21 protein-coding genes are annotated in these 24,700 nt (G+C 73.1%); 12 read left to right on the top strand and 9 right to left on the bottom strand.

From position 1 onward, the window contains the following. Positions 1 to 56: 56 nt before the first annotated feature. The 4 genes from GPA10_RS27160 to GPA10_RS27145 all read left to right on the top strand — a co-directional run bounded on the left by GPA10_RS27160 (position 57) and on the right by GPA10_RS27145 (position 6,704). The gene (locus GPA10_RS27160; protein ID WP_157167786.1) at positions 57 to 2,018 is read left to right on the top strand and encodes a methylmalonyl-CoA mutase family protein; all 1,962 of its coding nucleotides are present in this window, start codon (positions 57 to 59) and stop codon (positions 2,016 to 2,018) included. Then, the gene (gene scpA / locus GPA10_RS27155) at positions 2,015 to 4,336 is read left to right on the top strand and encodes a methylmalonyl-CoA mutase (protein ID WP_157167785.1); all 2,322 of its coding nucleotides are present in this window, start codon (positions 2,015 to 2,017) and stop codon (positions 4,334 to 4,336) included. Before GPA10_RS27160 ends, scpA begins: the two co-directional genes overlap by 4 nt. A gap of 12 nt (positions 4,337 to 4,348) precedes the next feature. Then, positions 4,349 to 5,356: a methylmalonyl Co-A mutase-associated GTPase MeaB gene (gene meaB, locus GPA10_RS27150; RefSeq protein WP_157167784.1), complete on the top strand. Its 1,008-nt coding sequence runs from the start codon at positions 4,349 to 4,351 to the stop codon at positions 5,354 to 5,356. A gap of 274 nt (positions 5,357 to 5,630) precedes the next feature. Continuing rightward, complete coding sequence (locus GPA10_RS27145) at positions 5,631 to 6,704, top strand: enoyl-CoA hydratase/isomerase family protein (RefSeq protein ID WP_157167783.1); 1,074 nt, start codon at positions 5,631 to 5,633, stop codon at positions 6,702 to 6,704. Here the strand turns inward: GPA10_RS27145 and GPA10_RS27140 are convergent. From GPA10_RS27140 to GPA10_RS27130, 3 genes are all read right to left on the bottom strand, one after another. Beyond that, positions 6,682 to 7,194, bottom strand: a complete 513-nt coding sequence (locus GPA10_RS27140; protein ID WP_157167782.1) for a hypothetical protein — start codon at positions 7,192 to 7,194, stop codon at positions 6,682 to 6,684. The two genes, GPA10_RS27145 and GPA10_RS27140, sit on opposite strands and share 23 nt — an antisense overlap. Before the next feature lie 130 nt (positions 7,195 to 7,324). Next, positions 7,325 to 8,062 (bottom strand): ABC transporter permease, encoded by a 738-nt coding sequence (locus GPA10_RS27135; protein ID WP_198351718.1) that lies wholly within the window; start codon positions 8,060 to 8,062, stop codon positions 7,325 to 7,327. Between the two features lie 2 nt (positions 8,063 to 8,064). Next, the gene (locus GPA10_RS27130) at positions 8,065 to 9,246 is read right to left on the bottom strand and encodes an ABC transporter ATP-binding protein (protein ID WP_157167781.1); all 1,182 of its coding nucleotides are present in this window, start codon (positions 9,244 to 9,246) and stop codon (positions 8,065 to 8,067) included. Positions 9,247 to 9,354: 108 nt separating this feature from the next. On the opposite strand from GPA10_RS27130, the gene GPA10_RS27125 reads away from it, so the two are divergent. From GPA10_RS27125 to GPA10_RS27115, 3 genes are all read left to right on the top strand, one after another. Next, complete coding sequence (locus GPA10_RS27125) at positions 9,355 to 10,605, top strand: sensor histidine kinase (protein ID WP_157167780.1); 1,251 nt, start codon at positions 9,355 to 9,357, stop codon at positions 10,603 to 10,605. Positions 10,606 to 10,942: 337 nt separating this feature from the next. Further along, positions 10,943 to 11,605 (top strand): response regulator transcription factor, encoded by a 663-nt coding sequence (locus GPA10_RS27120; RefSeq protein ID WP_058848929.1) that lies wholly within the window; start codon positions 10,943 to 10,945, stop codon positions 11,603 to 11,605. A 281-nt stretch (positions 11,606 to 11,886) separates the two neighbouring features. Continuing rightward, on the top strand, positions 11,887 to 13,047 hold the full coding sequence (locus GPA10_RS27115; protein ID WP_157167779.1) for an ROK family transcriptional regulator: 1,161 nt from the start codon (positions 11,887 to 11,889) through the stop codon (positions 13,045 to 13,047). A 72-nt stretch (positions 13,048 to 13,119) separates the two neighbouring features. Here GPA10_RS27115 and GPA10_RS27110 read toward each other — a convergent pair whose 3' ends face one another. Beyond that, positions 13,120 to 13,881, bottom strand: coding sequence for a GntR family transcriptional regulator (locus tag GPA10_RS27110; RefSeq protein ID WP_343041374.1), 762 nt, complete (start codon positions 13,879 to 13,881; stop codon positions 13,120 to 13,122). Between the two features lie 288 nt (positions 13,882 to 14,169). Then, the gene (sigJ, locus tag GPA10_RS27105; protein ID WP_343041373.1) at positions 14,170 to 15,060 is read right to left on the bottom strand and encodes an RNA polymerase sigma factor SigJ; all 891 of its coding nucleotides are present in this window, start codon (positions 15,058 to 15,060) and stop codon (positions 14,170 to 14,172) included. Between the two features lie 214 nt (positions 15,061 to 15,274). Between sigJ and GPA10_RS27100 the strand changes: the two genes are divergently transcribed. Next, positions 15,275 to 16,123 (top strand): alpha/beta fold hydrolase, encoded by an 849-nt coding sequence (locus GPA10_RS27100; RefSeq protein WP_157167778.1) that lies wholly within the window; start codon positions 15,275 to 15,277, stop codon positions 16,121 to 16,123. A 51-nt stretch (positions 16,124 to 16,174) separates the two neighbouring features. Here the strand turns inward: GPA10_RS27100 and GPA10_RS27095 are convergent, their stop codons facing one another. Beyond that, entirely contained in the window at positions 16,175 to 16,585 is a 411-nt protein-coding gene (locus GPA10_RS27095) for a VOC family protein (RefSeq protein ID WP_343041372.1), read from the bottom strand. A 359-nt stretch (positions 16,586 to 16,944) separates the two neighbouring features. On the opposite strand from GPA10_RS27095, the gene GPA10_RS27090 reads away from it, so the two are divergent. After that, positions 16,945 to 18,525 (top strand): alkaline phosphatase D family protein, encoded by a 1,581-nt coding sequence (locus tag GPA10_RS27090; RefSeq protein WP_157167776.1) that lies wholly within the window; start codon positions 16,945 to 16,947, stop codon positions 18,523 to 18,525. Between the two features lie 287 nt (positions 18,526 to 18,812). Further along, positions 18,813 to 20,294 carry a GNAT family N-acetyltransferase gene (locus GPA10_RS27085; protein ID WP_246259830.1) on the top strand — a complete coding sequence of 494 codons (1,482 nt, stop codon included), beginning with the start codon at positions 18,813 to 18,815 and terminating at the stop codon, positions 20,292 to 20,294. 175 nt (positions 20,295 to 20,469) lie between these two features. On the opposite strand, the gene GPA10_RS44125 is transcribed toward GPA10_RS27085, so the two are convergent. Continuing rightward, the gene (locus tag GPA10_RS44125) at positions 20,470 to 20,760 is read right to left on the bottom strand and encodes a hypothetical protein (RefSeq protein ID WP_157167774.1); all 291 of its coding nucleotides are present in this window, start codon (positions 20,758 to 20,760) and stop codon (positions 20,470 to 20,472) included. Positions 20,761 to 20,925: 165 nt separating this feature from the next. Next, entirely contained in the window at positions 20,926 to 21,510 is a 585-nt protein-coding gene (locus GPA10_RS27075) for a TetR/AcrR family transcriptional regulator (RefSeq protein WP_343041371.1), read from the bottom strand. Positions 21,511 to 21,633: 123 nt separating this feature from the next. Here GPA10_RS27075 and GPA10_RS27070 point away from each other — a divergent pair, with 123 nt between their 5' ends. Beyond that, the gene (locus GPA10_RS27070) at positions 21,634 to 23,343 is read left to right on the top strand and encodes a DUF885 domain-containing protein (RefSeq protein ID WP_157167773.1); all 1,710 of its coding nucleotides are present in this window, start codon (positions 21,634 to 21,636) and stop codon (positions 23,341 to 23,343) included. A 164-nt stretch (positions 23,344 to 23,507) separates the two neighbouring features. Here the strand turns inward: GPA10_RS27070 and GPA10_RS27065 are convergent, their stop codons facing one another. Further along, positions 23,508 to 23,987, bottom strand: coding sequence for a rhodanese-like domain-containing protein (locus tag GPA10_RS27065; RefSeq protein ID WP_058848930.1), 480 nt, complete (start codon positions 23,985 to 23,987; stop codon positions 23,508 to 23,510). A gap of 247 nt (positions 23,988 to 24,234) precedes the next feature. Here GPA10_RS27065 and GPA10_RS27060 point away from each other — a divergent pair, with 247 nt between their 5' ends. Next, complete coding sequence (locus GPA10_RS27060) at positions 24,235 to 24,681, top strand: Lrp/AsnC family transcriptional regulator (protein WP_058848838.1); 447 nt, start codon at positions 24,235 to 24,237, stop codon at positions 24,679 to 24,681. The last annotated feature ends 19 nt before the right edge of the window (positions 24,682 to 24,700 follow it).

The raw sequence follows: 24,700 nt of genomic DNA, 5'->3' as shown, positions 1-24,700 counted from the left end.
GCAAGGTCACAGCGTCGCCCCAGCACGGGGAAGGGTTTCCGCCCTAGCATCGGAATATGACGGTCCTGCCTGATGACGGGCTTTCGCTGGCCGCCGAGTTCCCTGATGCGACCCATGAGCAGTGGCAGCGCCTGGTGGAAGGCGTACTGCGCAAGTCGGGTAAGGACGTATCGGGGCCCGCGGCCGAGGAAGCACTGTCCACCGCGCTCGAGGACGGGCTCAGCACCCGTCCCCTGTACACCGCACACGACGACGACGCAGGATCGCTGGCCGATGTGGGCCAGCCGGGTTTCGCCCCGTTCGTACGGGGCGGCCGAGCCGCGGGCAGCGCGGCCGCGGGCTGGGACGTACGGCAGCGGCACGCCACGGGCGATCCCGTCCGCACGAACGAGTCCGTGCTCGCCGACCTCGAGAACGGCGTGACGTCGCTGTGGCTGACCCTGGGGCCTGACGCCCTGCCGGTCTCCGGTCTTGAGCGGGCGCTCGACGGCGTGTATCTGGACCTGGCTCCCGTCGTCCTCGACGCCGGCGCCGATGTGGAGCCCGCCGCACGGGAGTTGCTGCGCCTGATCGAGGCCGCGGGGGTCGCGAAGGACGCGGCGCGCGGCACCCTCGGCGCGGACCCACTGGCGTACGAGGCGCGCACGGGCACGGAGACCGGGACCGAGGCAGCCGTGGAGCTCGCGCGGCTGTGCGGCCGGGAGTACGGCGGCCTGCGCGCGCTCACGGTGGACGCGCTGCCCTATCACGAGGCGGGCGGCTCGGCGGCACAAGAACTCGGCGCGTCCCTCGCCACCGGCGTCGCCTACCTGCGGCTGCTGACGGGCGCGGGGCTCACGCTCCAGGAGGCCTGCGCGCAGTTGGAGTTCCGGTACGCGGCCACGGCCGACCAGTTCCTGACCATCGCCAAACTCCGTGCGGCACGGCGCCTCTGGGCACGGGTCGCGGAGGCGAGCGGTGACGCCGACGCGGGCGCGCAGCGCCAGCACGTGGTGACGTCACCGGTGATGATGGCGCGCCGCGATCCGTGGGTGAACATGCTCCGCACGACCGTGGCGTGCCTGGGTGCCGGTGTGGCCGGCGCGGACGCGGTCACGGTGCTGCCCTTCGACCACTCCTTGGGACTGCCGGACGCCTTCGCCCGGCGCATCGCCCGCAACACCTCGACGATCCTCCTGGAGGAGTCGCACCTGGCGCGGGTCATCGACCCGGCGGGCGGCTCCTGGTACGTGGAGCGGCTCACCGACGAACTCGCGCACAAGGCCTGGGAGTTCTTCCAGCAGATCGAGGGCGCGGGCGGCCAGGCGGCGGCCCTGCGCTCCGGCATGCTCGGCGACCGCCTCGCGGCGACGTGGGCGGAGCGTTCGAAGAAGCTCGCCAAGCGCCGCGAACCGATCACCGGCGTCAGCGAGTTCCCGAACCTCGCCGAGAAACCCGTACAGCGGGAGCAGCCCGTACGGGGCGAGAAGTCCGTACATGGCCAGCAGCCCGTACAGAACGAGAAGCCCGTACAGGGTGAGCAGCCCGTAAGGGGCGCGACCCCCGCGGCTCCGGGGCGCGGCCTGCCGCAGGTGCGCCGCGACGAGGCGTACGAATCCCTGCGTGCCCGCTCCGACGCGCATCTGGAGCGGACCGGCGCCCGTCCGAAGGTGTTCCTGGCCGCGCTCGGCCCGGCCGCCGCGCACACCGCGCGGGTCTCGTTCGCCTCGAACCTCTTCCAGGCGGGCGGGATCGAGGCCGTGCACGACCCGGTGACGGTGGACGCGGCGGGTGCCGCCGGCGCCTTGAAGGCCAGCGGGGCGCGCGTGGCCTGCGTGTGCTCCAGCGACGCGCTGTACACGGCCGAGGGGGCCGCGGTCGCCGCGGCGCTGGCGTCGGCCGGCGCCGAGCACGTGTTCCTCGCGGGGCGGCCCGGCACCGACGCCGACCTCGACGCGGCCGTCACCCACGTCTTCGCCGGCTGCGACGCCGTGGCCGTACTCTCCTCCACCCTCGACCTCATGGAAGTGGCGCCATGACGATCCCCGACTTCTCCGGCATCGGCCTGGAGACCGGCGCGCCCCCGCGGGGTTCCGCGGAGCAGTGGCGCGCCGCGGTGGAGAGCGCCACCGGCAAGGACGCCGACGACCTGCTGTGGGAGACCCCGGAGGGCATCGCGGTCAAGCCGCTGTACACGGGCGCCGACCTGGAGGGCCTGGACTTCCTCGGCACCTACCCGGGCGTCGCGCCGTATCTGCGCGGCCCCTATCCGACGATGTACGTCAACCAGCCCTGGACGATCCGGCAGTACGCGGGATTCTCCACCGCGCAGGAGTCCAACGCCTTCTACCGCCGCAACCTCGCGGCAGGCCAGAAGGGCCTGTCCGTCGCGTTCGACCTGCCCACGCACCGCGGTTACGACAGTGACCACCCGCGGGTGACGGGCGACGTCGGCATGGCGGGTGTGGCGATCGACTCGATCTACGACATGCGTCAGCTGTTCGACGGGATTCCGCTGGACAAGATGACGGTGTCGATGACGATGAACGGCGCGGTGCTGCCCGTCCTCGCGCTGTACATCGTCGCCGCCGAGGAACAGGGCGTGCCGCCTTCGAAGCTGGCGGGGACCATTCAGAACGACATCCTCAAGGAGTTCATGGTCCGCAACACCTACATCTATCCGCCGAAGCCCTCGATGCGGATCATCTCCGACATCTTCTCGTTCACGTCGCAGAAGATGCCGCGCTACAACTCCATCTCGATCTCCGGGTACCACATCCAGGAGGCCGGGGCGACGGCCGATCTGGAGCTCGCGTACACGCTCGCCGACGGCGTCGAGTATCTGCGGGCGGGCCGTGCGGCGGGCCTGGACGTGGACGCGTTCGCGCCGCGGCTGTCGTTCTTCTGGGCGATCGGCATGAACTTCTTCATGGAGGTCGCCAAGCTGCGCGCGGCCCGCCTGCTGTGGGCGAAGCTGGTCAAGCAGTTCGAGCCGAAGAACGCCAAGTCGCTCTCCCTGCGCACGCATTCGCAGACGTCAGGCTGGTCGCTGACGGCGCAGGACGTGTTCAACAACGTGACGCGTACGTGCGTGGAGGCGATGGCCGCGACCCAGGGGCACACGCAGTCGCTGCACACGAACGCCCTCGACGAGGCCCTCGCGCTGCCCACGGACTTCTCGGCGCGCATCGCCCGCAACACCCAGCTCCTGCTCCAGCAGGAGTCGGGCACGTGCCGGGTCATCGACCCGTGGGGCGGCAGCGCGTACGTGGAGAAGCTGACGTACGACCTGGCGCGCCGCGCCTGGCAGCACATCCAGGAGGTCGAGGCGGCGGGCGGCATGGCGCAGGCCATCGACGCGGGCATCCCGAAGCTGCGCGTGGAGGAGGCGGCGGCCCGGACGCAGGCGCGCATCGACTCCGGGCGGCAGCCGGTGATCGGCGTGAACAAGTACCGGGTGGACAGCGACGAGAAGATCGAGGTCCTGAAGGTCGACAACTCCTCGGTGCGCACCCAGCAGATCGACAAGCTGCGGCGGCTGCGCGAGGAGCGCGACGACGCGGTGTGCCAGGACGCGCTGCGGCAGCTGACGGCCGCGGCCGGGAGCGGCTCGGGCCCGGGGCTCCAAGGCAACCTCCTGGCCCTCGCGGTGGACGCGGCCCGTGCGATGGCGACGGTCGGTGAGATCTCGGACGCGCTGGAGAAGGCGTACGGGCGGCACGCGGGCCAGATCCGTACGATCTCCGGTGTGTACCGCACCGAAGCAGGCCCCTCGCCGTCCGTGGAGCGCACCCGTGCGCTGGTCGCGTCCTTCGAGGAGGCCGAGGGTCGGCGTCCTCGGATCCTGGTCGCCAAGATGGGTCAGGACGGCCACGACCGCGGCCAGAAAGTGATCGCGACCGCCTTCGCCGACCTGGGTTTCGACGTCGACGTCGGCCCGCTGTTCCAGACGCCCGCGGAGGTGGCGCGGCAGGCCGTCGAGGCGGACGTGCACATCGTCGGCGTCTCCTCGCTGGCGGCCGGACACCTCACGCTGGTCCCGGCCCTGCGCGCGGAGCTGGCCGCCGAGGGCCGCGAGGACATCATGATCGTCGTGGGGGGTGTGATCCCGCCGCAGGACGTGGACGCCCTGCACGAGGCGGGTGCGGCGGCGGTGTTCCCGCCCGGCACGGTCATTCCGGACGCTGCGTACGACCTGGTGCGGCGGCTTGCCGCCGGGCTCGGCCACGACGACGTGGCGGGCTCCCCGGACACCGGTTCCGGGCCTGGCTCCGGTCCCGGCTCCGACCCGGAGTCCGAGTCCGACCCCGAGTCCGATCCTGACTCCGGCCCCGACTCCGGCAGTGCCGGGCTGTGAGCCGGTGAGCCCATGGCACCGAGGATCGATCTCGACACGTATGTGAAGGGTGTGCTCGACGGCAAGCGTGCGCACATCGCGCGCGCGATCACGCTCGTGGAGTCCACCCGGCCCCAGCACCGCGTGCTCGCGCAGCAGTTGCTGACGGAGTTGCTGCCGCGCTCGGGACGGGCACGGCGGATCGGCATCAGCGGGGTGCCGGGCGTGGGGAAGTCCACGTTCATCGACGCGCTCGGCACGATGCTGACGTCGCTCGGCCACCGCGTGGCCGTGCTCGCCGTCGACCCGTCGTCGTCGCGGACGGGCGGCTCCATCCTGGGCGACAAGACCCGCATGGAGCGCCTGTCGGTGGATCCGGCGGCGTTCGTGCGGCCATCGCCCACCGCGGGCACCCTCGGCGGGGTGGCGAAGGCGACCCGCGAGTCCATCGTGGTGATGGAGGCGGCAGGGTACGACGTGGTGCTCGTGGAGACCGTCGGTGTCGGCCAGTCCGAGACGGCCGTGGCCAACATGGTCGACACGTTCCTGCTGCTCACCCTGGCCCGCACCGGCGATCAGCTCCAGGGCATCAAGAAGGGCGTCCTGGAGCTGGCGGACGTGATCGCGGTCAACAAGGCGGACGGCCCGCACGAGCGGGACGCGCGCGCGGCGGCGCGGGAGCTGGCGGGGGCCCTGCGGCTCATGCACCCTTCCGACGCGGCGTGGACACCGCCCGTCCTGAGTTGCAGCGCCCGCGAGTCGAAGGGCCTCGACACTCTCTGGGAGCGGCTCGAACAGCACCGCGAGCTGCTCGACTCCACTGGCCGCCTCGCCGCCAAGCGGCGCGACCAGCAGGTCGACTGGACGTGGACGATGGTCAGGGACGAACTCCTCGGCCGCCTGCACGCCCACCCCGACGTGCGGCGGCTCGCGCCCGAGCTGGAGCAGCGGGTGCGCGAGGGGACTCTGACGGCGACCGTGGCGGCGGAGCAGATCCTGGACGCGTTCCGGCGTCCCGACGGCGACCCCCCGGACGCCTAGTCGCGTCCCGCCACGAGACGGACGCACAGCCGCGTCACGAGACGGACGCACAGCCGCGTCACGGAACGGCGAAACGGACGGCGTCACACGACAGAGAAACGGACGCGCATCCGCGTCGCCGCGTCGCACGACAGAGAGGCGGACGCGCACACCGCGTCACACGACAGAGAAGCGGACGCGCACACCGCGTCACGGCGGAGAAAGGGACGCGCAGCCGCGTCACGACAGTGGTCCGGACGCTCGCGGCGTCCCGAAGGCGAGAGGGAACAGTTCATTGAGTCACGACGAACCACCGGTCCTCACGCGGGTCGAGGGCCGCGTCGGCCACATCGTCCTGAACCGTCCGCGCGCCCTCAACGCGCTCAACCATCCGATGGTCCGGCTCGTCGACGAGGCGCTCACCGCGTGGGAGCACGACGAAACAGTCCGTACGGTCGTCGTCAGCGGGGCGGGTGAGCGCGGCCTGTGTGCGGGCGGCGACATCCGGGCCGTACGGGACGACATCGTCGCGGGTGGCGGCGCGGCGTCGGCGGCGTACTGGCGCGACGAGTATCTCCTCGACGCGCGGATCGCCCACTACCCGAAGCCGTACGTCGCGCTGATGGACGGCTATGTGATGGGTGGCGGTGTCGGCATCGCGGCCCATGGCGACGTACGGGTCGTCACGGAGCGGTCCCGGGTGGCCATGCCCGAGACGATCATCGGCTTCGTCCTGGACGTGGGCGCCTCGTTCCTCCTGACGCGGGCGCCGGGCGAGCTGGGCACGCATCTGGCGCTGACCGGCACGACGGCGTCAGCGGCCGACGCGGTGCTGTGCGGCCTCGCCGACCACTATGTGCCGTCGGCGCGCCTCGCGGAGTTCACCGCGGACCTCGCCGACGCGGACCCGGCCGACGTCGTCCCGCGGTATGCCGGGACGGCGCCCGAGGGGGAACTCGCCGCGCACCGTGCCTGGATCGACTCCTGCTACGCCGCCGACTCGGTGGAGGAGATCGTCGACCGTCTCCAGTCCTGCGGCGAGCGGGCGGCCAAGGAGGCGGCCGACGTCCTGCTGTCGCGCTCCCCCACCGCGCTGAAGGTCACGCTCGCCGCCCTCCGCAGGGCGCGCCGCCTGCCCACTTTGGAGGAGGCGCTCGACCAGGAGTACCGCGTGTCGTGCGCGTGCCTGACGGCGCCGGACTTCCCCGAGGGGGTGCGGGCCCAGGTCGTCGACAAGGACCGGACGCCCCGGTGGTCCCCGGCCGACCTCGCGTCGGTCACGGAGGCCGATGTGGAGCGCTTCTTCGCACCGTGTGCGTACGGGGAGTTGGGGCTCGGCGCCGGGCCTACGGAGGGTCGACTTCCGTGACGACGGCGACGAGCTGGAGCGCCCGCCGCTCGCCCCAGCGGGCCACTCCCAGGGCTATCCAGTGCTCGTCGGCCCGCCACAGGTGCAGATCGGGGACGGATTCGCTGAGCGTCGCCCATGGGTCGGGCACCGCGGCCTCCTGCGGATCGGCCCCCGCCGCTTCCCGGGCCTCGGAACTCGCCGCGTCCCGGGCCTCGGGCCCCGCCGCTTCCCGAGCCATGGCACGGAGCTGGACGCCGGCGAGGCTGAAGTGCTGCGGCTCGCCCCAGCGCTCGGCCAGGAGCACGGTCAGGGCGTCGCGCTCGGCCTCGTACTGCTCCTCCGTCTCCTCGTGGGCCGTGCCGTCGTCGTCCCACAGCTGGTCCTGCGTCGATAACTCCGCCACGTGGAAGCCCGGCCCGCCGTAGCCGAGCTCCGACCTGCCGGGCTCCTCGGGGAAGCCGCGGGCACGCAGCAGGTCGATGGCGGCGATGTGGTCTGCGCTGCTCATGTGTCCAGTAAAGCGGCCCCCACTGACAATTGGCTTCCCGTCAGGCGGGGCCCGGCCCTCTGGCGCCTTCCGCGCGGGCGGGCCTCGGGGCCCTCCGGCGTCCCGCCCGGACAGGCAGGCCTCCGGCCCCTCACGCGTCCCGCCGCCGCACCGCCCACCACCCGGCGGCGACCGCCGCCGCGGCCCACAGCGCCATCACGCCGAGGCCCGTCCAGCCGCCGAGCACTCCGTTCGGGTCCTCGTGCAGGATCTGCTGCCCGGCCCGGTCGGGCAGGAACTGGGCCGCGCCGCCCGCCACGTCCCCGATCACGAACGGGACGATCAGCGTGAACGGGACGAGCACGCTGAGCACGGCGACCCCGCTGCGCAGCAGGGCGGTGAGGCCCGCCGCGAGCAGTGCCATCAGCGCGAGATAGATCCCGGCGCCCACGCACGCGCCCACGGCACCGGTGTGGCCGAGACCGATGCCGTCCTCGCCCAGGAAGGCCTGGCCGCCGAGGAACGCGGTGAAGCTCGTGAGCAGACCGACCCCGAGCGCCGCCGCGCCCACGACGGCGATCTTCGAGCGGTAGAACAAGGCCCGGCGGGGCACCGCCGACAAGGAGATCCGCAGGGCGCCGTTCACGTACTCGGAGCTGACGGCGGTGGCACCGAAGGCGATGGCGGCGAGCTGGCCGAAGTTGAGCGCGTAGAAGGCACCGAAGAGAGGTTCGGCGTCGGCGTTGTCGGACTCCGCGCGGCCGACGGTGGCGAAGACGAGGACCGTGATGGCGACGGTGGTCAGGAACACGGCGGTGAGCGAGCCGACGGTACCCCGCAGCGACTTGATCTTGATCCACTCGGAGTGGAGCACGGCGGTGGGGGACATGGTCAGGCCTCCTGGCGGGGTGTGCGGGGTGTGCGGGATGTGCGGGATGTGCGGGATGTACGGGGCGCGGGTGTCTCCGGGGTGGCGGGGTTCTTCGTGGGAGTGGTCGGGGGCTGCGGGACCGTCGGGGCCGCCTCAGCTGCCCCTGCCGCCTCAGCTGACCCAGCTGACCCAGCTGACCCAGCTGACCCAGCTGACCCAGCCTCAGGATTCGCAGGGGCCGCAGGAGCCGCAGGAGCCGTAGAAACCGCAGGAACCGCAGGAACCGCAGGAACCGCCGAATACTCGGCACTGGCAGCCGTGAGGGCCAGATACGCGTCCTCCAGCGAGGCCTCCTCGTCGGCGAGTTCAAGGATCGGCACGCCCTCGCGCGCTGCGAGACCGCCGATCTCCTCGGCCCTGGCGCCGTCGACCGCCCACCGGCCTTCGTCGCCGTCGACCGCCGTCAGCTCGTACCCGGCGCGGGCGAGCACGGCGCGCAGCCGGGCCGGGTCCGTGGTGCGGGCGCGGACGCGCGGCTCGCTGTGGGACGCGATGAACTCCCGCATCGGGGTGTCCGCGAGCAGCCTGCCGCGGCCGAGGACCACCAGGTGGTCGGCGAACGTCGCGGTCTCGTTCATGAGGTGGCTCGACACCAGGACGGTGCGCCCCTCGCGGGCGAGGCGGCGCAGCAACTCGCGGATCCAGATGATGCCTTCGGGGTCGAGCCCGTTGGACGGCTCGTCCAGGATCACCACGGCAGGGTCGCCGAGCAGCGCCGCCGCGATGCCGAGGCGCTGCCGCATGCCCAGCGAGTACGTCTTGACGCGCCGCCCGGCGACCGCCGCGAGGCCAGTCTCCTCCAAAACCTCGTCCACGCGCGCGGGGCTGATGCGATTGCTGACGGCGAGCGCGAGCAGGTGGTTGCGGGCGGTGCGCGAGCCGTGGGCGGCCTGCGCGTCGAGGAGGGCGCCGACCTGCCGCAGCGGCTCCTCGTACGCGGCGTAGGGCCGCCCGCCGACGGTGGCGGTGCCGGAGGTGGGCCGGTCCAGGCCGAGGACGAGGCGCAGGGTGGTGGACTTCCCGGCACCGTTGGGTCCGAGGAAGCCGGTGACCTGGCCGGGGCGGACACCGAAGGTGAGGTCGTGCACCGCGCGGGTGGTGCCGTACTCCTTGGTGAGCTGCTGGACGTCGATGCTGGTCATGGCTTCAGCGTCCCGGCCGGGCCGGTGTGCGCGCCTCCCCCGCCCGGGGAGGTCCTCTCCCCCGTGCGGGGGAGCCGTGCGGCGCGGGCTCCCTGGCACGATGAGGGCATGTCCCTGCCCTTCTCCCGGTGGCGCGAGCGGTGGTGCGGCCCGCTCACGCGGGCCGTCACCTACACCCGCTGGCTGCACCTGGTCGTGAGCGGTGTGCTCGGGCTGACGTTCGCGTCCATCTTGGGCATCGACGACGCGTCGGTCGCCAACTGGTCTCTGATGTTCTTCGTCTTCCCGGTGCCGCTGGTGGTCGCTGCGGCTCTGGTTCCGGCGATGCGCCGGGCGGAGGGGCTCCAGGCACGCGTGATGCTGTTTCCGGGTGCTCACGCGCGCGTGCACGACGGTCAGCACGAGGACGATGCCGGAAGCGGTGTCTCCGTGTCGCCGTCGGCGTCCTGGGACGACCGTGTGCGCACGGCGCTGTGGCTGGTGCTGCGCCTGGAGGTGGGCGGCGCGATCGCTTTCGCGACCGTCCACCTCATCGGCCAGACGCTGGCCCTGATCGGCACGGCGGCGGGGGCCCCGGACGCGGACAGCCCGGTCTTCGCCCTGAACGGCCCGCGGTGGCTCGCGGCGCTGCTCGTCCCCGTGACGCTTCTCGCGCTGTACGCCACCGTGGTCCTTGCCGGACTGCTGATGGCCGCGGCCGCACGCCGCTTCCTCGGGCCCTCCCCCGCGCAGCGTCTCAGCGCCCTGGAGGAGCGCACCGAACAGCTCCTGGAGCGCAATCGCATCGCTCGCGAGCTGCACGACTCCATCGGGCACGCGCTGACCGTCGCGGTCGTACAGGCGGGCGCCGCGCGGGCCACCACCGACCCGGCGTTCACCGCACGCGCCCTGGAGGCCATCGAGGACACGGGCCGGCACGCCCTGGAGGACCTGGAACGGGTGCTGCGGGTGCTCCGCGAGGACGGCACGCCCGCCCGGGAGCGGCCCACGCTCGCTGAAGCCGCCCGGCTGCTGGCCTCCGCCCGCACGGCGGGTGCGAAGGTCGACGCCGACCTGAGCGGGCCCGTGGACCGGCTGCCGGGCCCGGTGTCGCGGGAGGGCTACCGCATGCTCCAGGAGGCCCTGACGAACGTCCTGCGGCACGCGGGGCCCGTACCGGTGCGCGTCCAAGTCGCCGCGCATGCGGACCTCCTGACGCTCGACGTGCGCAACGCCCTGCCCGCCCCCGCGGCGGTGACGGGCCGCGGCGGCAGCGGGCTGCGCGGGATACGGGAGCGGGCCGTGCTCCTCGGCGGACGCGCCGACACGGGGCCGCACGAGGGCGACTGGCGGGTCCGCGTGGAGCTGCCGCTGGCGTGAGCGCGGCGCGGACCCGAGTCCGCGTACCGGACGTGCGCGTACCGGACGTGCGCGATCCCTGCCCGCGCGCACCGGGCGCGGGCTAGCCCGGGTGGGCGCACCGGGTGCGGGCGAGCCCGGGTAGGCGTACCGGACGCGGGCGAGCCCGGGTGGACGCACCGGACGCGGACGAGCCCTGGCTGTGCCTATCGGGCCTGCGCGCCCCCTGCCCGCGCGCACCGGGCCCGATCGAGCCCTGAGTGCGCGTACCGGGCCCGCGCAAGGCGCCCCCGGGTGCACGCACCGAGCCTGCGCGGGGCGGCCCCTCGCGCCCGAGTGCGTGATCTACGCTGACCCGATGCCGGTCACCGTCCTGCTCGTCGACGACGAGCCCCTCGTCCGCGCGGGCCTGCGCGCCGTACTCGAAGCACAGCCCGACATCGAGGTCGTGGGCGAGGCGGCGGACGGTGCCGCCGTGATCCCGCTGGTGCGGGAGCTGCGCCCCGACGTCGTCGCCATGGACGTCCGGATGCCGCTCCTCGACGGCATCGAGGCCACCCGGGCCGTGCTGCGCATGTTCGACGCCCCGCCCAAGATCGTCGTGATCACGACCTTCGAGAACGACGACTACGTGTACGAGGCGCTGCGCGCGGGCGCCGACGGGTTCCTCCTGAAGCGGGCCAGGCCGGCCGAGATCGTGCACGCGGTACGCCTCGTGGCCGAGGGCGAGTCGCTGCTGTTCCCCGCGGCCGTGCGGGAGCTCGCGAGCGCTCACGGCGCCCGGCGCGGCAATCCGGCCGCGGTGGCGGCGCTCGAGCGGGCGGCGCTGACCGGTCGTGAGGAGGAGGTGCTGCGCCTGATGGCGCGCGGCCTGTCCAACGCGGAGATCGCGGCCCGTCTCGTCGTCGGCACCGAGACCGTGAAGTCGCACGTGAGCTCGCTCCTCGCCAAGCTCGGCGCGCGCGACCGCACTCAGGCCGTGATCACGGCGTACGAGTCCGGTTTCGTCGCACCGGGCTGATCCGGCCGCCCTCGCACGCGCCGCTCCCCCCACGGGCCCGGGGCCACCGGCCCCGTCCATCGGGCCGCGGCGAGCGGCGCACCAGGGCCCGAGCCGGGCTGGTCCGCACCTGCGGGCGGCGCCGTGCCCGCCCGGCTGACGGCGCCGTGCCCGCCCGGCTGATCCGCTTTCGTCTGTTCCGGCCGAGTCCGGACGGCCCCGCGGCCTGATCGGCACTCGCACCGGTCGGCGCGTTCCGAGTACCCTTCGCCCATCATGCGCATGGAACGGAAGGACGGACGTTGGGGCGGCTGACCGGCGGGGATCCTTCTCTGCTACGGCGGATCAACTCCGCGGTGGTGCTGCACGCACTGCGCGCCGCGGACTTCGCGACTCTCACGGAGATCACCCGGGTGACGGGGCTCTCGCGGCCCACCGTCGAGGGCGTGGTCGAAGGGCTGAGCGAGGCCGGGCTCGTCGTGGAGACGGACGCGGACGAGGGCGGCGCGCGGCGCCAGGGACGGCCTGCGCGGAAGTTCCGCTTCCGTGCGGAGGCTGGCCATCTGCTCGGCCTGGAGATCGGCGCGCACCGGGTCGCCGCGGTCCTGTCCGATCTCGACGGCAAGATCCTCGGCACCGCCGCGAAGGACGTGTCGGAGACGGCGCCCGCGGACGAGCGCCTGGAGCGGCTGCGCGGCGCCGTGGCCGATCTGCTGCGCCGCGCCGAGGTGTCCCGCGGCTCGCTGCGCGCGGTCGGCGTGGGCAGTCCCGGGATCGTGGAGGCGGACGGTTCGGTGCGGTTGAGCACGGCGCTGCCCGGCTGGACGGGGCTGCCCCTGGGCGAGCGTCTGCGCCGTTCCTTCAAGTGCCCGGTCCTGGTGGAGAACGACGCCAACGCGGCGGCGGTCGCCGAGCACTGGAAGGGCGCGGCCACCGAGTCCGACGACGTGGTGTTCGTCCTGGCGGGCCTGAGCCCCGGCGCCGGATCGCTGATCGGCGGGCGGCTGCACCGCGGCTACGGCGGGGCTGCGGGCGAGATCGGCGCCCTGCACCTGCTGGGCCGCGAGGTGACGCCGGAGACGCTCCTGTCGACGACGGACGAACCGCTGCACCCGCTGGACGAGCAGGCGGTGGCCAAGGTCTTCGCGCACGCGCGCGAGGGCGACGAGCGGGCCCGCGCGGCGGTCGACCGGTTCATACGGCGCCTGGTGCACGACGTGGGCGCCCTGGTGCTCGCGCTCGATCCGGAACTCGTCGTGGTGGGCGGCTGGGCCGCGGGCCTCGACGACGTCCTGGAGCCGCTGCACCGCGAGCTGACCCGCTACTGCCTCCGCCCGCCGCGAGTGACGCTGTCGCTGCTCGGCGAGGCGGCCGTGGCCACGGGGGCGCTGCGGCTCGCGCTCGACCACGTGGACGAGGAACTGTTCGCCGTCGAGGGCACGGTGACGCAGCGCCACCAGTAGGCCAGGGAGCGACCCGCCCCTGGCCCGGCCGGGCCGCTGTCCGGTGCTCGTGCGTGTGCGTGCGGGCTCCGGTCAGGAAGCGCGCTGCTCCGGCCCGTGGTGGATCTCGACGCCCCCCTGGTCACCGAAGGTGAGGCGGCAGGTGTCCGCGCGGTACGTCGCCACGGAGAGCGCTGCCGTGCCGCCGTCGGCGAGGAAACGGGTGGTGACGAGCAGGACGGGCGCGCCGGGCAGCCGGTCGAGGGCCTTGGCGTCGTCCGCGCGGGCGGAGCCGAGCTCCACGGCACGGTCCTGGCCCTCCAGGACGAGCCGGCCGAGCTCCCGCAGCACCGCACGCGCGCGTGCGGGTCCCGCCGGGGCGTCGATCGCCGAGAGGTCGGGGACCGAAACCGCGGGGACGTACAGCAGTTCGGCGGCGACGGGCTGGCCGTGCGACACACGGGTGCGCCGCACCACGTGCACCGGCTCGTCGGGCTCGATGCCGAGGGCACGGGCCACGTCGGCGGGCGGAGCGGCGAACTCGCTGTCGGCGGGCTGCCAGGCGTCGCCGACCGCGCCGGGCCAGCTCCCCTGGGCGGAGCCGACGGCCACGCCCATGCGGGGCGGCGCCACGGTCGTGCCGACGCCCCGGCGGCGCTGCAGCCGCCCTTCCAGTTCGAGCTGTTCCAGTGCCTGGCGCAGCGTCGCGCGGGCGACGCCGAACCGGGCGGCGAGGTCGCGTTCGTTGGGCAGGATCTCGCCCACGGCGAACTCGGAGTCCAGTGCTTCGCTGAGCACGGTCTTGAGGTGCCAGTACTTCGGCTCCGGCACCGATTCCAGCTGCGTGGTCCCCACCCTGTCCTCCGCAATCGCCGTGCGCAGGCGGCTTTTCAGCGCCTTGTTTATTAAAGGTTCCTGCACTATCTCAGCGACGATAGAGCCGCGCCCACCCTTGGTCAAGACCAATCCTGAGTCCGTTACAGCCCGCAGTGAAGTGATGCCACAGAGCATTCACGCGCTGTTCGCGCCTGGTCGACACCTGTTGGGCCGATGTGACGCAATCCGATACGTCGGACATGGAGCGCGCACGACAGTGGCCCCGCCCGGTTACCGGGCGGGGCCACTGTCGCCGGGGTCGGCGGCCTAGTACGTCACACCGGCGAGCTTGTCCGGATTCCGCATGATGTAGACGCGCTGGATCCGTCCGTCGGCGACGTCGAGCTGGAGGACGCTGTCGGGCTTGCCGTCGGCCACGACGAGGACGGACGCGGCGCCGTTGACCTCCACGGCGCGGAACTCGTACGACTCGACGCCCGCCACCCCCTGCCGCGCGGCGCCGATGAGGAAGCGGCCCACCTTGTCCGCGGACCGCAGGACGCGCAGCGGCGCCTTCGCCTTGCCGCCGCTGTCGCCGACGAGGTGGACGTCCGGGGCGAGCAGGGACATCAGGCCCGTCAGGTCGCCTTCGGTGGCGGCGGCGAGGAAGCGCTCGGTGAGGTCGCGGCGCTGGGCGGGGTCGACCTCGTAGCGCGGCCTGCCGTCCTCCACGTGCTTGCGGGCCCGCCCGGCGAGCTGGCGGACGGCGGCCTCGCTGCGGTCGAGCGTGACCGCGATCTCCGCGTACGGGTAACCGAAGGCCTCCCGCAGCACGAACACCGCGCGTTCCAGCGGCGACAGGGATTCGAGGACGACGAGCACGGCGAGGGACACGGAGTCGGCGAGCACGGCCCGTTCGGCGGTGTCGGGCACGGTCGGCCCGAAGTCGGTGACCACCGGCTCGGGCAGCCAGGGGCCCACGTACGACTCGCGCCGCACCTGGGCCTGGCGCAGCCGGTCGATGGCGAGCCGGGTGGTGACGCGCACCAAGTAGGCACGTGGTTCGCGCACTTGCCCGCGTTCGCCCGCCGACCAGCGCAGCCAGGCGTCCTGGACGACGTCCTCCGCGTCGGCCACCCGTCCGAGCATGCGGTAGGCGACGCCCATCAGGACGGACCGGTGTTCTTCGAAGACGTCGGTCACGGTGTCGGCAGTCACGTCTCCATCCCAGCTCACGGATCCGCCGGTGTCCACCCGCACCGGAGCGGCCGGACAAGGATCACAGTGCGCGGCGCGGCGCGAGCCCCGCCTTCGGGAGCAGCGGTCGCGCGCACCCGCGGCGCCCCGGCCGAACTCGTCCGCGACGCACCCTTGAACTCGCCGCTACCGGGCGGTAATCCTTCCTGACACGATGTCTAAGTCAGGAGCAGTCATGGCCGCACGGGTGGCAGAGGTCGCAGAGGTGTCGTACAGCGTCGAGTCGCCCCACGGCCCGCGCACGGTGACGGTCTCCTACCAGCGCACGGGCTCCGGGGAGCCGCTGCTCCTGCTGCACGGCATAGGCCACCACCGCCAGGCCTGGGACCCGGTCGTCGGCATCCTCGCCGCCGAGCGCGACGTGATCGCCGTGGACCTGCCGGGTTTCGGCGCGTCCCCGGCACTGCCGGACGGACTCGCGTACGACCTGGAGACCGTGGTGCCCGCGCTGCGGGGCCTGTGCGACGCTCTCGGCCTCGAACGGCCGCATGTGGCGGGCAACTCGCTGGGCGGCCTGCTGGCCCTGGAGATGGCCCGTGAGGGCCTCGTACGGTCCGTCACCGCCCTGTCGCCCGCCGGATTCTGGTCCGAGGCGGAGCGGCAGTACGCGTTCACGACGCTGCGCGCGATGCGCGGGATCGCGCGGGCGATGCCCCTGCCGATGGTCGAGCGGCTCGCGCGGAGCGCGGTCGGCAGGACCGCGCTCACCAGCACCATCTACGCCCGGCCCGGCCACCGTGCGCCGGAGGCGGTGGTCGCGGAGACGCTCACCCTGCGCGGCGCCACCGGCTTCGACGAGACGCTGGCCGCCGGGCGGGAGGTGCGGTTCCGCGACGACGTGCCGCAAGTGCCTGTCACCGTCGCCTGGGGCAGCCGCGACCGGCTGCTCCTGCGTCGCCAGGGCATCCGCGCCAGGCACGCGATCCCCGGGGCCCGCCTCGTGCGGCTGCCGGGCTGCGGGCACGTGCCCATGCACGACGACCCGGCGCTCGTGGCGCGCGTCGTCCTGGACACCAGCAGCTGACCCTGCCGCGGCCGTCGCAGTCACCGCGGCCGTCACCGTCGCCGTCGTCGCTCAGGAGTTGGACCACGCGCGCGTGCTGAGCACCAGACGGTAGCCGTCGGGGTCCCGTACGGTGACGCCCCACTCGTTCCAGTACGGGTTGGGCGACTGCACGCGGGTGCCCCCGTGCTCCTCCAGGCGCGCGACGAGGGTGTCGGGGATCTCGCTCGCCACATAGACCACGAGGAGGTCCTCCTCGGTGGGGCGGGGCTCCACGGGGGCTGCCGCCTCGTGGACGAGTTCCAGGTGCCAGGACGCGTCCGGCCAGCCGACCATGAGGAGCGCGTGCTCGCCGGGTACGCCGCTCTCGTCGTGGCGGTACAGGACGTCGAGCCCCAGTCCGCCGACCCAGAACCGCTCGGCGGCTGCGAGGTCCCGGGAGGGACGGGCGATACGGATGTGACTGCGGCCGTCGACGGGCACGGGTTTCTCCTTGTCCGCGGCCGCACCCCCGTGGGCCGCGCCGGTCAGCCTACGGCCGGGCGATCTTGCCGCCATCGGCCCCGGGTCGCGGTTCGCGCGAGCCCCGGCCTGCGTCCCCGGCCCTAGGCCTGCATCCCCGGCCCTAGGGCGGTCGTCGAACGCCCTCCTGCCACATCACGGCAGGCCCTAGGTCTGCCGACCGGGTCCACCGGCCGCGCCCGGCGGGGCTCCGCCCCCTTGCGGCTGGTTTCCGCGTGTCCGGGGTCAGTTGTTCACTTGTGGTTCTTGTGGGCGCCGCGACGCCGCAGTACACGTGGCACTGCACATTCGATCGACTCGCCGTTCCTGGAGGCGTCTTCATGTCAGACCGTTCGCCGAGCCCCTCCCCCCGCCGCCGCAGTCTGCTCCGCGGTTCGCTTGTCGCGCCCGCGGCCCTGGCCGTTCCGGCGCTCTCCGGTGCGGCTCCGGCGCTCGCCCTGCGGGGGCGTCCGAGCGCCGACTGGGGCGTGCAGGCCGGTGACGTGGGCGCGCACTCGGGGCTCGTGTGGGTCAGGGCCGACCGGCCCGCCCGCATGATCGTGGAGACCTCCGCCACGGAGTCGTTCCGCAGAGCGACCCGCCGGCACGGCCCGCTCCTCGGCCCCGGCACCGACTTCACCGGCACGACCCGGCTGCGCGGCCTTCCGAGTGGCGAGCAGATCCACTACCGGGTCCTGCTGGCCGACCCCGACGACCCGCGCCGCACGGGCCGGCCCGTCACGGGCACGTTCCGTACGACGTCAGCGAAGCGCCGTGACGGGGTGCGCTTCCTGTGGTCGGGGGACATCGCGGGCCAGGGCTGGGGCATCAACCCCGAACTCGGCGGCTGGCGGGTGTACGAGGAGATGCGCGGCCGCAACCCCGACTTCTTCCTGTGCAGCGGCGACAACATCTACGCCGACGGCGTCATCCAGCCGAGCGTCACGCTGCCCGACGGCCGGGTGTGGAAGAACCTCACCACTCCGGAGAAGTCGAAGGTCGCCGAGACGCTCGGGGAGTTCCGCGGCAACTTCCGCTACAACCTGCTCGACGAGAACGTACGCCGCTTCAACGCCCAGGTGCCGTCGATCGTGCAGTGGGACGACCACGAGGTGCGCAACAACTGGTACCCGGGGCAGATCCTGGACGACGCGCGCTACACGGAGAAGGACGTCGACGTCCTCGCGGAACGCTCGCTGCGGGCGTTCAGCGAGTACTACCCGATCTCCACGCAGCGTCCCGGCGGCCGGGACGGCCGGGTGTACCGGGTGCTGCGGCAGGGGCCGCTCCTGGACGTCTTCGTGCTCGACATGCGGACCTACCGCAACGCCAACTCGCCCAACCGGCAGCCCGACGACGCCACCGGCATCCTGGGCGCCGAGCAGCTCGCCTGGCTCAAGCGCGAGCTGTCGCGGTCCCGCGCGGTGTGGAAGGTGATCGCCTCCGACATGCCGCTCGGCCTGGTGGTGGCGGACGGCAGCCAGAACTTCGAGGCCGTCGCGCAAGGCGACCCGGGCGCGCCGCTCGGCCGCGAACTGCAGATCGCGGAACTCCTGCGGCACATCAAGCACCACCGGATCACCGGCACGGTCTGGCTGACCGCCGACGTCCACTACACCTCGGCGCAGCACTACGACCCGGCGCGCGCCGCCTTCAAGGACTTCGCGCCCTTCTGGGAGTTCGTGTCCGGGCCGCTGGCGGCCGGCGGTTTCCCGGCCGTGAAACTCGACGGAACCTTCGGCCCGGACCAGACGTTCGTCAAGGCGCCGGACCGCGCCAACACATCGCCGGCGGAGACACCGCCCTACTACGGAGAGGTGGACATCGACGGCGACAGCGGCGAGTTGACGGTACGGCTGCGGCAGCAGGGCGGAGGCGTGCTCTTCGCCAAGGTGCTGCAGCCGGGACGCGTGGGCCAGTGACGGAACGGCTCGTGGGCCAGTGAAGGAACGGCTCGTGGGCCAGTGAAGGAACGGCGCGGGTGCGCGGCGGGTGGATCGGTCGCGAGGCCGTGCCACCGCCCGGGGCTCCCGCACCACCGGACCGCTCGGCACTCGCGTGGACCGATGCGCGCATACGGGGGACAGCGATGGACAACCAGGGTGATCAAAGAGTAATGAAACGGACAGAACCGCTCTTAACCCATCAGTCACAAAGCGTTCGTGATCACGAAACAGCCTTCGGTCAGAGTGGCTGCATGAGTGCAGACATGTCTGATGTGACACGCAGGAGGAAAGACGGCCGGCCTGTGCACCACTGGCGCAGGGACGTCGTCGAACTGGCCGCCCTCTTCACGGCCGTGGCCGTGGCGGACGCGGTGGCCAATCTCGTGGGGCACGGCCCGGAGGGACCCGAGCTGCTCCTGGTGTCGGCGGTGATCCTGCTGGCGACGGCCGGGTTCCACACCTGGTGGGCCAGGCGCCACACGCATGCCCCACCGGGCACGGACGACGCCGATATCGGCACCCGGCCCGCCCCCGCCGAGGGGGGCGCGGCCGGGCCCGGCGCAGCGGCGGACGGGCCCCGCTCCGGAGCGGGGCCCGGGACGTCGTCGGCGCCCGAGCCGACGGCGTCCGGCGACGGCCCGGAGGAGCGGGCCGAGTCCACGACGCTGTGGCGGCTCCGCACGACCGTGCGCGACGCCCCCGGCTCGCTCGCGGCGCTGTGCACGGCACTGGCGCACGACCGGGTGGACATCCTCAGCCTGCAGACGCACCCGCTGGCCGAGGGCACGGTCGACGAGTTCCTGCTGCGGGCGCCCACGGCGCTCGCCGCGTCCGACCTCACCCGCACGGTCGTGCGGGCGGGCGGCTCCGGCACCTGGGTCGAGCGGGCCGACGCCCACGATCTGGTGGACGCGCCCACGCGCATCCTGGGCCTGGCCACGCGCACGGCCCTGGACGCGGCGGAACTGCCGCTCGCCCTGCGCCAGCTCCTCGGCCGCTGCACCATCCGCTCACTGCCCGCCGCCTCGGTGGGCGAGCGCACCGGCGAGGAGCCGGCGCCCGTCGAGGGCGTTCTGGAAGGGACCGTGCTGCGGCTGCGGGCCCCCGAAGGCGGAGTGATCACGGTCGAACGCCCCTATCTCCCGTTCACCCCCACCGAGTTCGCCCGCGCGCGGGCGCTGGTGGAGCTCGACACCCGCCTCGGTCCGCGCGTCCCGCGCGGACAGGACGTGCTCACGCTCCCCGAGGGCCCCGACATCACGGTGAGCCGCGCCGACGCGGGTGACCTCCAGGCGGCCAAGGACATGCACGAACGCTGCTCGAAGCGCACCCTCGGCATGCGGTACCACGGCCCGGTGAACGACGCCGACCGCTATCTGAACCACCTCCTGAGCCCGCGGTTCGGCCGCACCCTCGCGGCCCGCACGGCCTCCGGGCGCATCGTCGGCCTCGGCCATCTGCTGTGGGACGGCGACGAGACGGAGATCGCGCTGCTCGTCGAGGACGAGTGGCAGCGCCGCGGCATCGGCGGCGAGCTGCTCGGCCGCCTCGTCACGATGGCGATCGAGGCGGGCTGCGACAGCGCCTACGCGGTCACACAGTCGTCCAACACCGGCATGGTCGCCGCGATGCGCGGCCTCGGCCTGCCGCTGGACTTCCAGATCGAGGAGGGCACGCTGGTCATCACCGCCCGCCTCGACGCCACACCGGTCAGCTCCCAACTGCCGTACGACAGCCGCCACTGAGGCACCGCCGCGCCGGAGCACCGGGGCACCGGGGCTCCGCCGCGCCCAGGCACCGCGGCACCGAGGCACCGGGGCTCCGCCGCGCGGAGGCCCGGCTGCGCGGAGGCACCGCTGTGACGCCCGTACCCACCGCTCCCTGTGGGCAGTGAGCACGGGCGCCCGCCGCAGGGACCGCTCAAGCGCCGCCCCCGGCACCTCCGCGACCCACGAGGTACGACGCGGCCACGCCCTTGCCGCCGTGCCCCGCCTCGGCCGCCCGGCGGAACCTGCGCAGTCCGACCGCGCCGAGACCGCACGGCGGGCCCGTCCTTGAGGACGGTGGCCACGACGTCGGCGCCGGTGACGGCCTCGGCCGGGGTGGCGTGGCGCACACGTCGACGCCCTCGAACGCGGCGAGCGCGTCGACCCTGGCGCGGGTCCGGTTCCACACGCGGACCGCGAAGTGCGCCCGCAGGTGGCGTGCCACGGGAACGCCGATGACGCCGGTGCCGAGAACCCGAGGACGGCGACCTTCTTCTCCGCCATGTGCGTTCTCCTTGACAAGCCTGTCATTATTGACTGTTCGTTCTGTTATTGAGGCATGGGTACGGAGATCAAGAGGGCGGCGGCGCCGCACGGTCCGGCGGAGCGGTCAGGCGAGCAGCGCCAGCGCCTGGTCCGCCGCGTCACGGACGCGCGTCCCGCCGCCGGAGACCTTCCCGACCACCCGCATGCCCTGAAGCAGGACGAGCAGCATCCGGGCGAGGGCACGCGGATCGCGGTCCCCGGGGATCTCCCCCTGGGCCCGCGCCCGGGTCAGCGCGGCGTGCAGCAGGGTCTCGATCCGCTCCCAGTTCCGCTCGACCGTGCGGTCGGCCGCGGGGTCGTGCGGGGCGAGCTCCGCGGCCGTGTTGGTCACGAAGCAGCCGGCGAGCCGCGAGTCCGGCGCCGTCGACTCGGCGGCGAACCGCACCAGCAGCGCGCGGATTCCGGGCAGGGCGGGCCCCGGCCTGGACAGCTCGTCGACGAGCGGTGGCTCGGTCAGTTCCGTATAGCGGTCCATCGCCTTGAGGTACAGCTCGCGCTTGTTGCCGAAGGTCGCATAGATGCTGGCGCGGCCGATGCCCAGGTGCTCCACGAGGTCCGCCATGGACGTCGCCTCGTACCCACGGCTCCAGAAGAGGTCGAGGGCGGCCACGAGCGCGGCGTCCGGGTCGAATTCCTTGGTCCTGGCCACGACACGGACGCTAGCCCCAAATGGAACGATCAGTCAATTAAGGAGTCGGTGACAGCCGCGGCGCGCCGTGCGGCGGTGACGCGGCAGTGACGCGCGCCCCTGTCTCGTACCAGGATGTCCCGCATGTCAGACACGAAGATCACTCCCACCGCCCCCGGCGGCCCGCTGCCCCGCGAGGTCGCCGACACCTACGTCGACGAGCTCATCGCCCTGGACCCCGTCACCGGCACCTACCTCGGCGTCAAGGAGAGCCACGCCAAGCTGCCCGACCTGTCCCCCGCGGGCCTGGACGCCCTGGCGGACCTCGCGCGGACGACGCTCGCGCGGCTCGACAAGGCGGAGGGGCGGCCGGGCGCCGACGCGGAGGTGGAGCGGCGCTGCGCCCGGCTGCTGCGGGAGCGGCTGCTCGCGGAGCTGGCCGTGCACGAGGCCGACGAGGGGCTGCGTGCCGTCGGCAATCTGCACACGCCGCCGCACGCGGTCCGCGAGATCTTCACGGTGACGCCCGCGGACACGGACGAGGACTGGGCGACGATCGCCGAGCGCCTGCGCGCGGTGCCCGCCGCGTACGACGGCTACCGCGCCTCGCTGGAACTGGGCCTGGAACGCAAGCTGCTCGGCGCGCCGCGGCCGACGGCCACGTTCGTCGAGCAGTTGACGCAGTGGGCGGGCCCCGAGGGCGGGCCCGGCTGGTTCGAGGAGTTCGCGGCGGACGGACCGCGGGCACTGCGGATCGAGCTGGACGCGGCGGCGAAGGCGGCGACCAACGCGGTGGTGGCGCTGCGCGACTGGATGCGGGACGTGTACGCGCCGGCCGTCGAGGGCGCCCCCGAGGTGGTCGGCCGTGAACGCTACGCCCGGCTCTCGCGCCACTTCAACGGCACGGACCTGGATCTGGACGAGGCGTACGCCTACGGCTGGGCCGAGTACCACCGGCTGCTCGGCGAGATGCGGACCGAGGCCGAGAAGATCCTGCCGGGCGCGGCGACGCCGTGGGAGGCGCTCGCCCACCTCGACGGCCACGGCACGCACATCGAGGGCGTCGACGAGGTCAGGCATTGGTTGCAGGACCTCATGGACGAGGCCATCGAGGCGCTCGACGGCACGCACTTCGAGCTGGCCGAGCGGGTGCGCAAGGTGGAGTCGCGGATCGCTCCGCCCGGCGGCGCGGCGGCCCCGTACTACACCGGCCCGTCCGAGGACTTCTCGCGGCCCGGCAGGACCTGGCTGCCGACCATGGGCCAGACCCGCTTTCCCGTCTACGACCTCGTCTCCACCTGGTACCACGAGGGCGTGCCGGGCCACCACCTCCAGCTCGCGCAGTGGGCGCACGTCGCGGAGAACCTGTCGCGCTACCAGGCGACCGTGGGCATCGTCAGCGCCAACGCCGAGGGCTGGGCGCTGTACGCGGAGCGCCTCATGGACGAGCTGGGCTTCCTCACCGACCCGGAGCGGCGGCTCGGCTACCTCGACGCCCAGATGATGCGCGCGCTGCGGGTCATCGTCGACATCGGCATGCACCTCGGTCTCGAGATCCCCGCGGACTCCCCGTTCCACCCGGGCGAGCGCTGGACGCCGGACCTGGCCCAGGAGTTCTACGGGGCGCACTGCAGCCGTCCCGCCGACTTCGTCGAGAGCGAGATGACCCGCTATCTGACGATTCCCGGCCAGGCCATCGGCTACAAGCTCGGCGAGCGCGCCTGGCTCCTCGGCCGCGAGAACGCCCGCCGCCGCCACGGCGACGCGTTCGACGCCAAGGCGTGGCACATGGCGGCACTGTCCCAGGGGTCCCTCGGACTCGACGACCTGGTGGACGAGTTGTCGGCGCTGTGACGTCATGGGAACGATCGTCCGCGCGATGACGTCGTCGGACCGGTCGTCCGCGCCGTGACGCGGGCGGACCGGTCGTCCGCACGGTGACGCGGGCGGTGTGCCGTGCGGCGCCCCGGTGGCACCGCACGGCACACCGCGGCCCCGGCCGCACCCTGTGGCTCACTTCAGCAGCCGCAGTCGGCACCCTCGGCGGGCGCCGTGAGCGGGTCCGCCGCGCGCCGCTCCTCGCCCTCCCAGGTCTCGTACGCGAAGCCCTCGCGGACCCAGTACTCGAACCCCCCGAGCATCTCCTTGACCTGGAAACCCGACCGGGCGAGGGCGAGGGCCGCGCGGGTCGCGCCGTTGCAGCCGGGGCCCCAGCAGTAGGTGACGACCGGGACGGTCCGGTCGAGGAGCCGGTCGGCCTGTTGGGGGATCAGAGCCGTGGGCAGGTGCAGGGCGCCGGGGACGTGGCCCTGGTCCCAGGACTCGGTGGAGCGGGAGTCGAGGACGACGAAGCCGGGGTCGCCGTCGGCGGCGAGGGCGGCGGCGACGTCGGACACGTCGGCGTGAAAGGCGAGGCTCGCGGCGAAGTGGGCTGCGGCAGCGGCGGGGTCGGCCGGCGGGACACGGAGGACGGGATTGGCGGCGTTGGCGCTGACCACAGCGTTGGCACTGTTCGCGTCGTTCGCGACGTTGGCACGGTTCACGTCGTTCGCGATGTTCGTACTGACAGCCGTGCCCATGGTGTTCGCCGTGTTCGTACCGGTCTCGGAAGCCATTTGAGCCATGTGGGTCGTATGGGTCATGTAGGTCATGGCTGAAAATCTATGAGCGCGGCCCGCGGTCCTGAAGGGACGATTCCCGGTCCACCTCTTGATCGGCCGGGGTTTTCCCTGTTTCCTCTCGGGCATGACCGGTTATTCCACGGACGCCACCGACTGGCGCATCCTCGACGTCCTCCAGCGGCAGGGCCGCGCCAGCTACGCCGAGCTCGCACGCGCCGTCTCCATGTCCGCGAGCGCCGTCACGGAGCGGGTTCGGCGTCTGGAAGAGGCCGGTGTCATCCAGGGGTACGCGGCGGTGGTGGACCCGGAACGGCTCGGTCTGCCGGTTCTCGCGTTCGTGCGGCTCCGCTATCCGAACGGCAACTACAAGCCGTTCCACGATCTGGTCGAGGCGACGCCGGAGATCCTGGAGGCGCACCACGTCACCGGGGACGACTGTTTCGTCATCAAGGTCGCCGCGCGGTCCATGCGGCACCTGGAAGAGGTGTCCGGCAAGATAGGCGCGCTCGGCTCGGTGACGACGAGCGTCGTCTACTCCTCTCCTCTCACAGGCCGACCGCTGGGGCGGTGAGCGACGGGCGACGGCCGCG

Source organism: Streptomyces typhae (assembly GCF_009755605.1).
Taxonomy (GTDB): Bacteria; Actinomycetota; Actinomycetes; order Streptomycetales; family Streptomycetaceae; genus Streptomyces; species Streptomyces typhae.
The sequence above is the reverse complement of the archived record's forward strand: the minus strand, read 5'-3'. Positions and strand labels throughout refer to the sequence as shown.

Excerpts from the sequence above, each read along its gene's own strand:
- GPA10_RS27160 (WP_157167786.1), top strand. The coding sequence starts at position 57 with ATGACGGTCCTGCCTGATGACGGGCTTTCGCTGGCCGCCGAGTTCCCT.
- scpA (WP_157167785.1), top strand. The coding sequence starts at position 2,015 with ATGACGATCCCCGACTTCTCCGGCATCGGCCTGGAGACCGGCGCGCCC.
- meaB (WP_157167784.1), top strand. The coding sequence starts at position 4,349 with ATGGCACCGAGGATCGATCTCGACACGTATGTGAAGGGTGTGCTCGAC.
- GPA10_RS27140 (WP_157167782.1), bottom strand. The coding sequence starts at position 7,194 with ATGAGCAGCGCAGACCACATCGCCGCCATCGACCTGCTGCGTGCCCGC.
- GPA10_RS27135 (WP_198351718.1), bottom strand. The coding sequence starts at position 8,062 with ATGTCCCCCACCGCCGTGCTCCACTCCGAGTGGATCAAGATCAAGTCG.
- GPA10_RS27130 (WP_157167781.1), bottom strand. The coding sequence starts at position 9,246 with ATGACCAGCATCGACGTCCAGCAGCTCACCAAGGAGTACGGCACCACC.
- GPA10_RS27125 (WP_157167780.1), top strand. The coding sequence starts at position 9,355 with ATGTCCCTGCCCTTCTCCCGGTGGCGCGAGCGGTGGTGCGGCCCGCTC.
- GPA10_RS27120 (WP_058848929.1), top strand. The coding sequence starts at position 10,943 with ATGCCGGTCACCGTCCTGCTCGTCGACGACGAGCCCCTCGTCCGCGCG.
- GPA10_RS27100 (WP_157167778.1), top strand. The coding sequence starts at position 15,275 with ATGGCCGCACGGGTGGCAGAGGTCGCAGAGGTGTCGTACAGCGTCGAG.
- GPA10_RS27090 (WP_157167776.1), top strand. The coding sequence starts at position 16,945 with ATGTCAGACCGTTCGCCGAGCCCCTCCCCCCGCCGCCGCAGTCTGCTC.
- GPA10_RS27085 (WP_246259830.1), top strand. The coding sequence starts at position 18,813 with ATGTCTGATGTGACACGCAGGAGGAAAGACGGCCGGCCTGTGCACCAC.
- GPA10_RS27070 (WP_157167773.1), top strand. The coding sequence starts at position 21,634 with ATGTCAGACACGAAGATCACTCCCACCGCCCCCGGCGGCCCGCTGCCC.
- GPA10_RS27060 (WP_058848838.1), top strand. The coding sequence starts at position 24,235 with ATGACCGGTTATTCCACGGACGCCACCGACTGGCGCATCCTCGACGTC.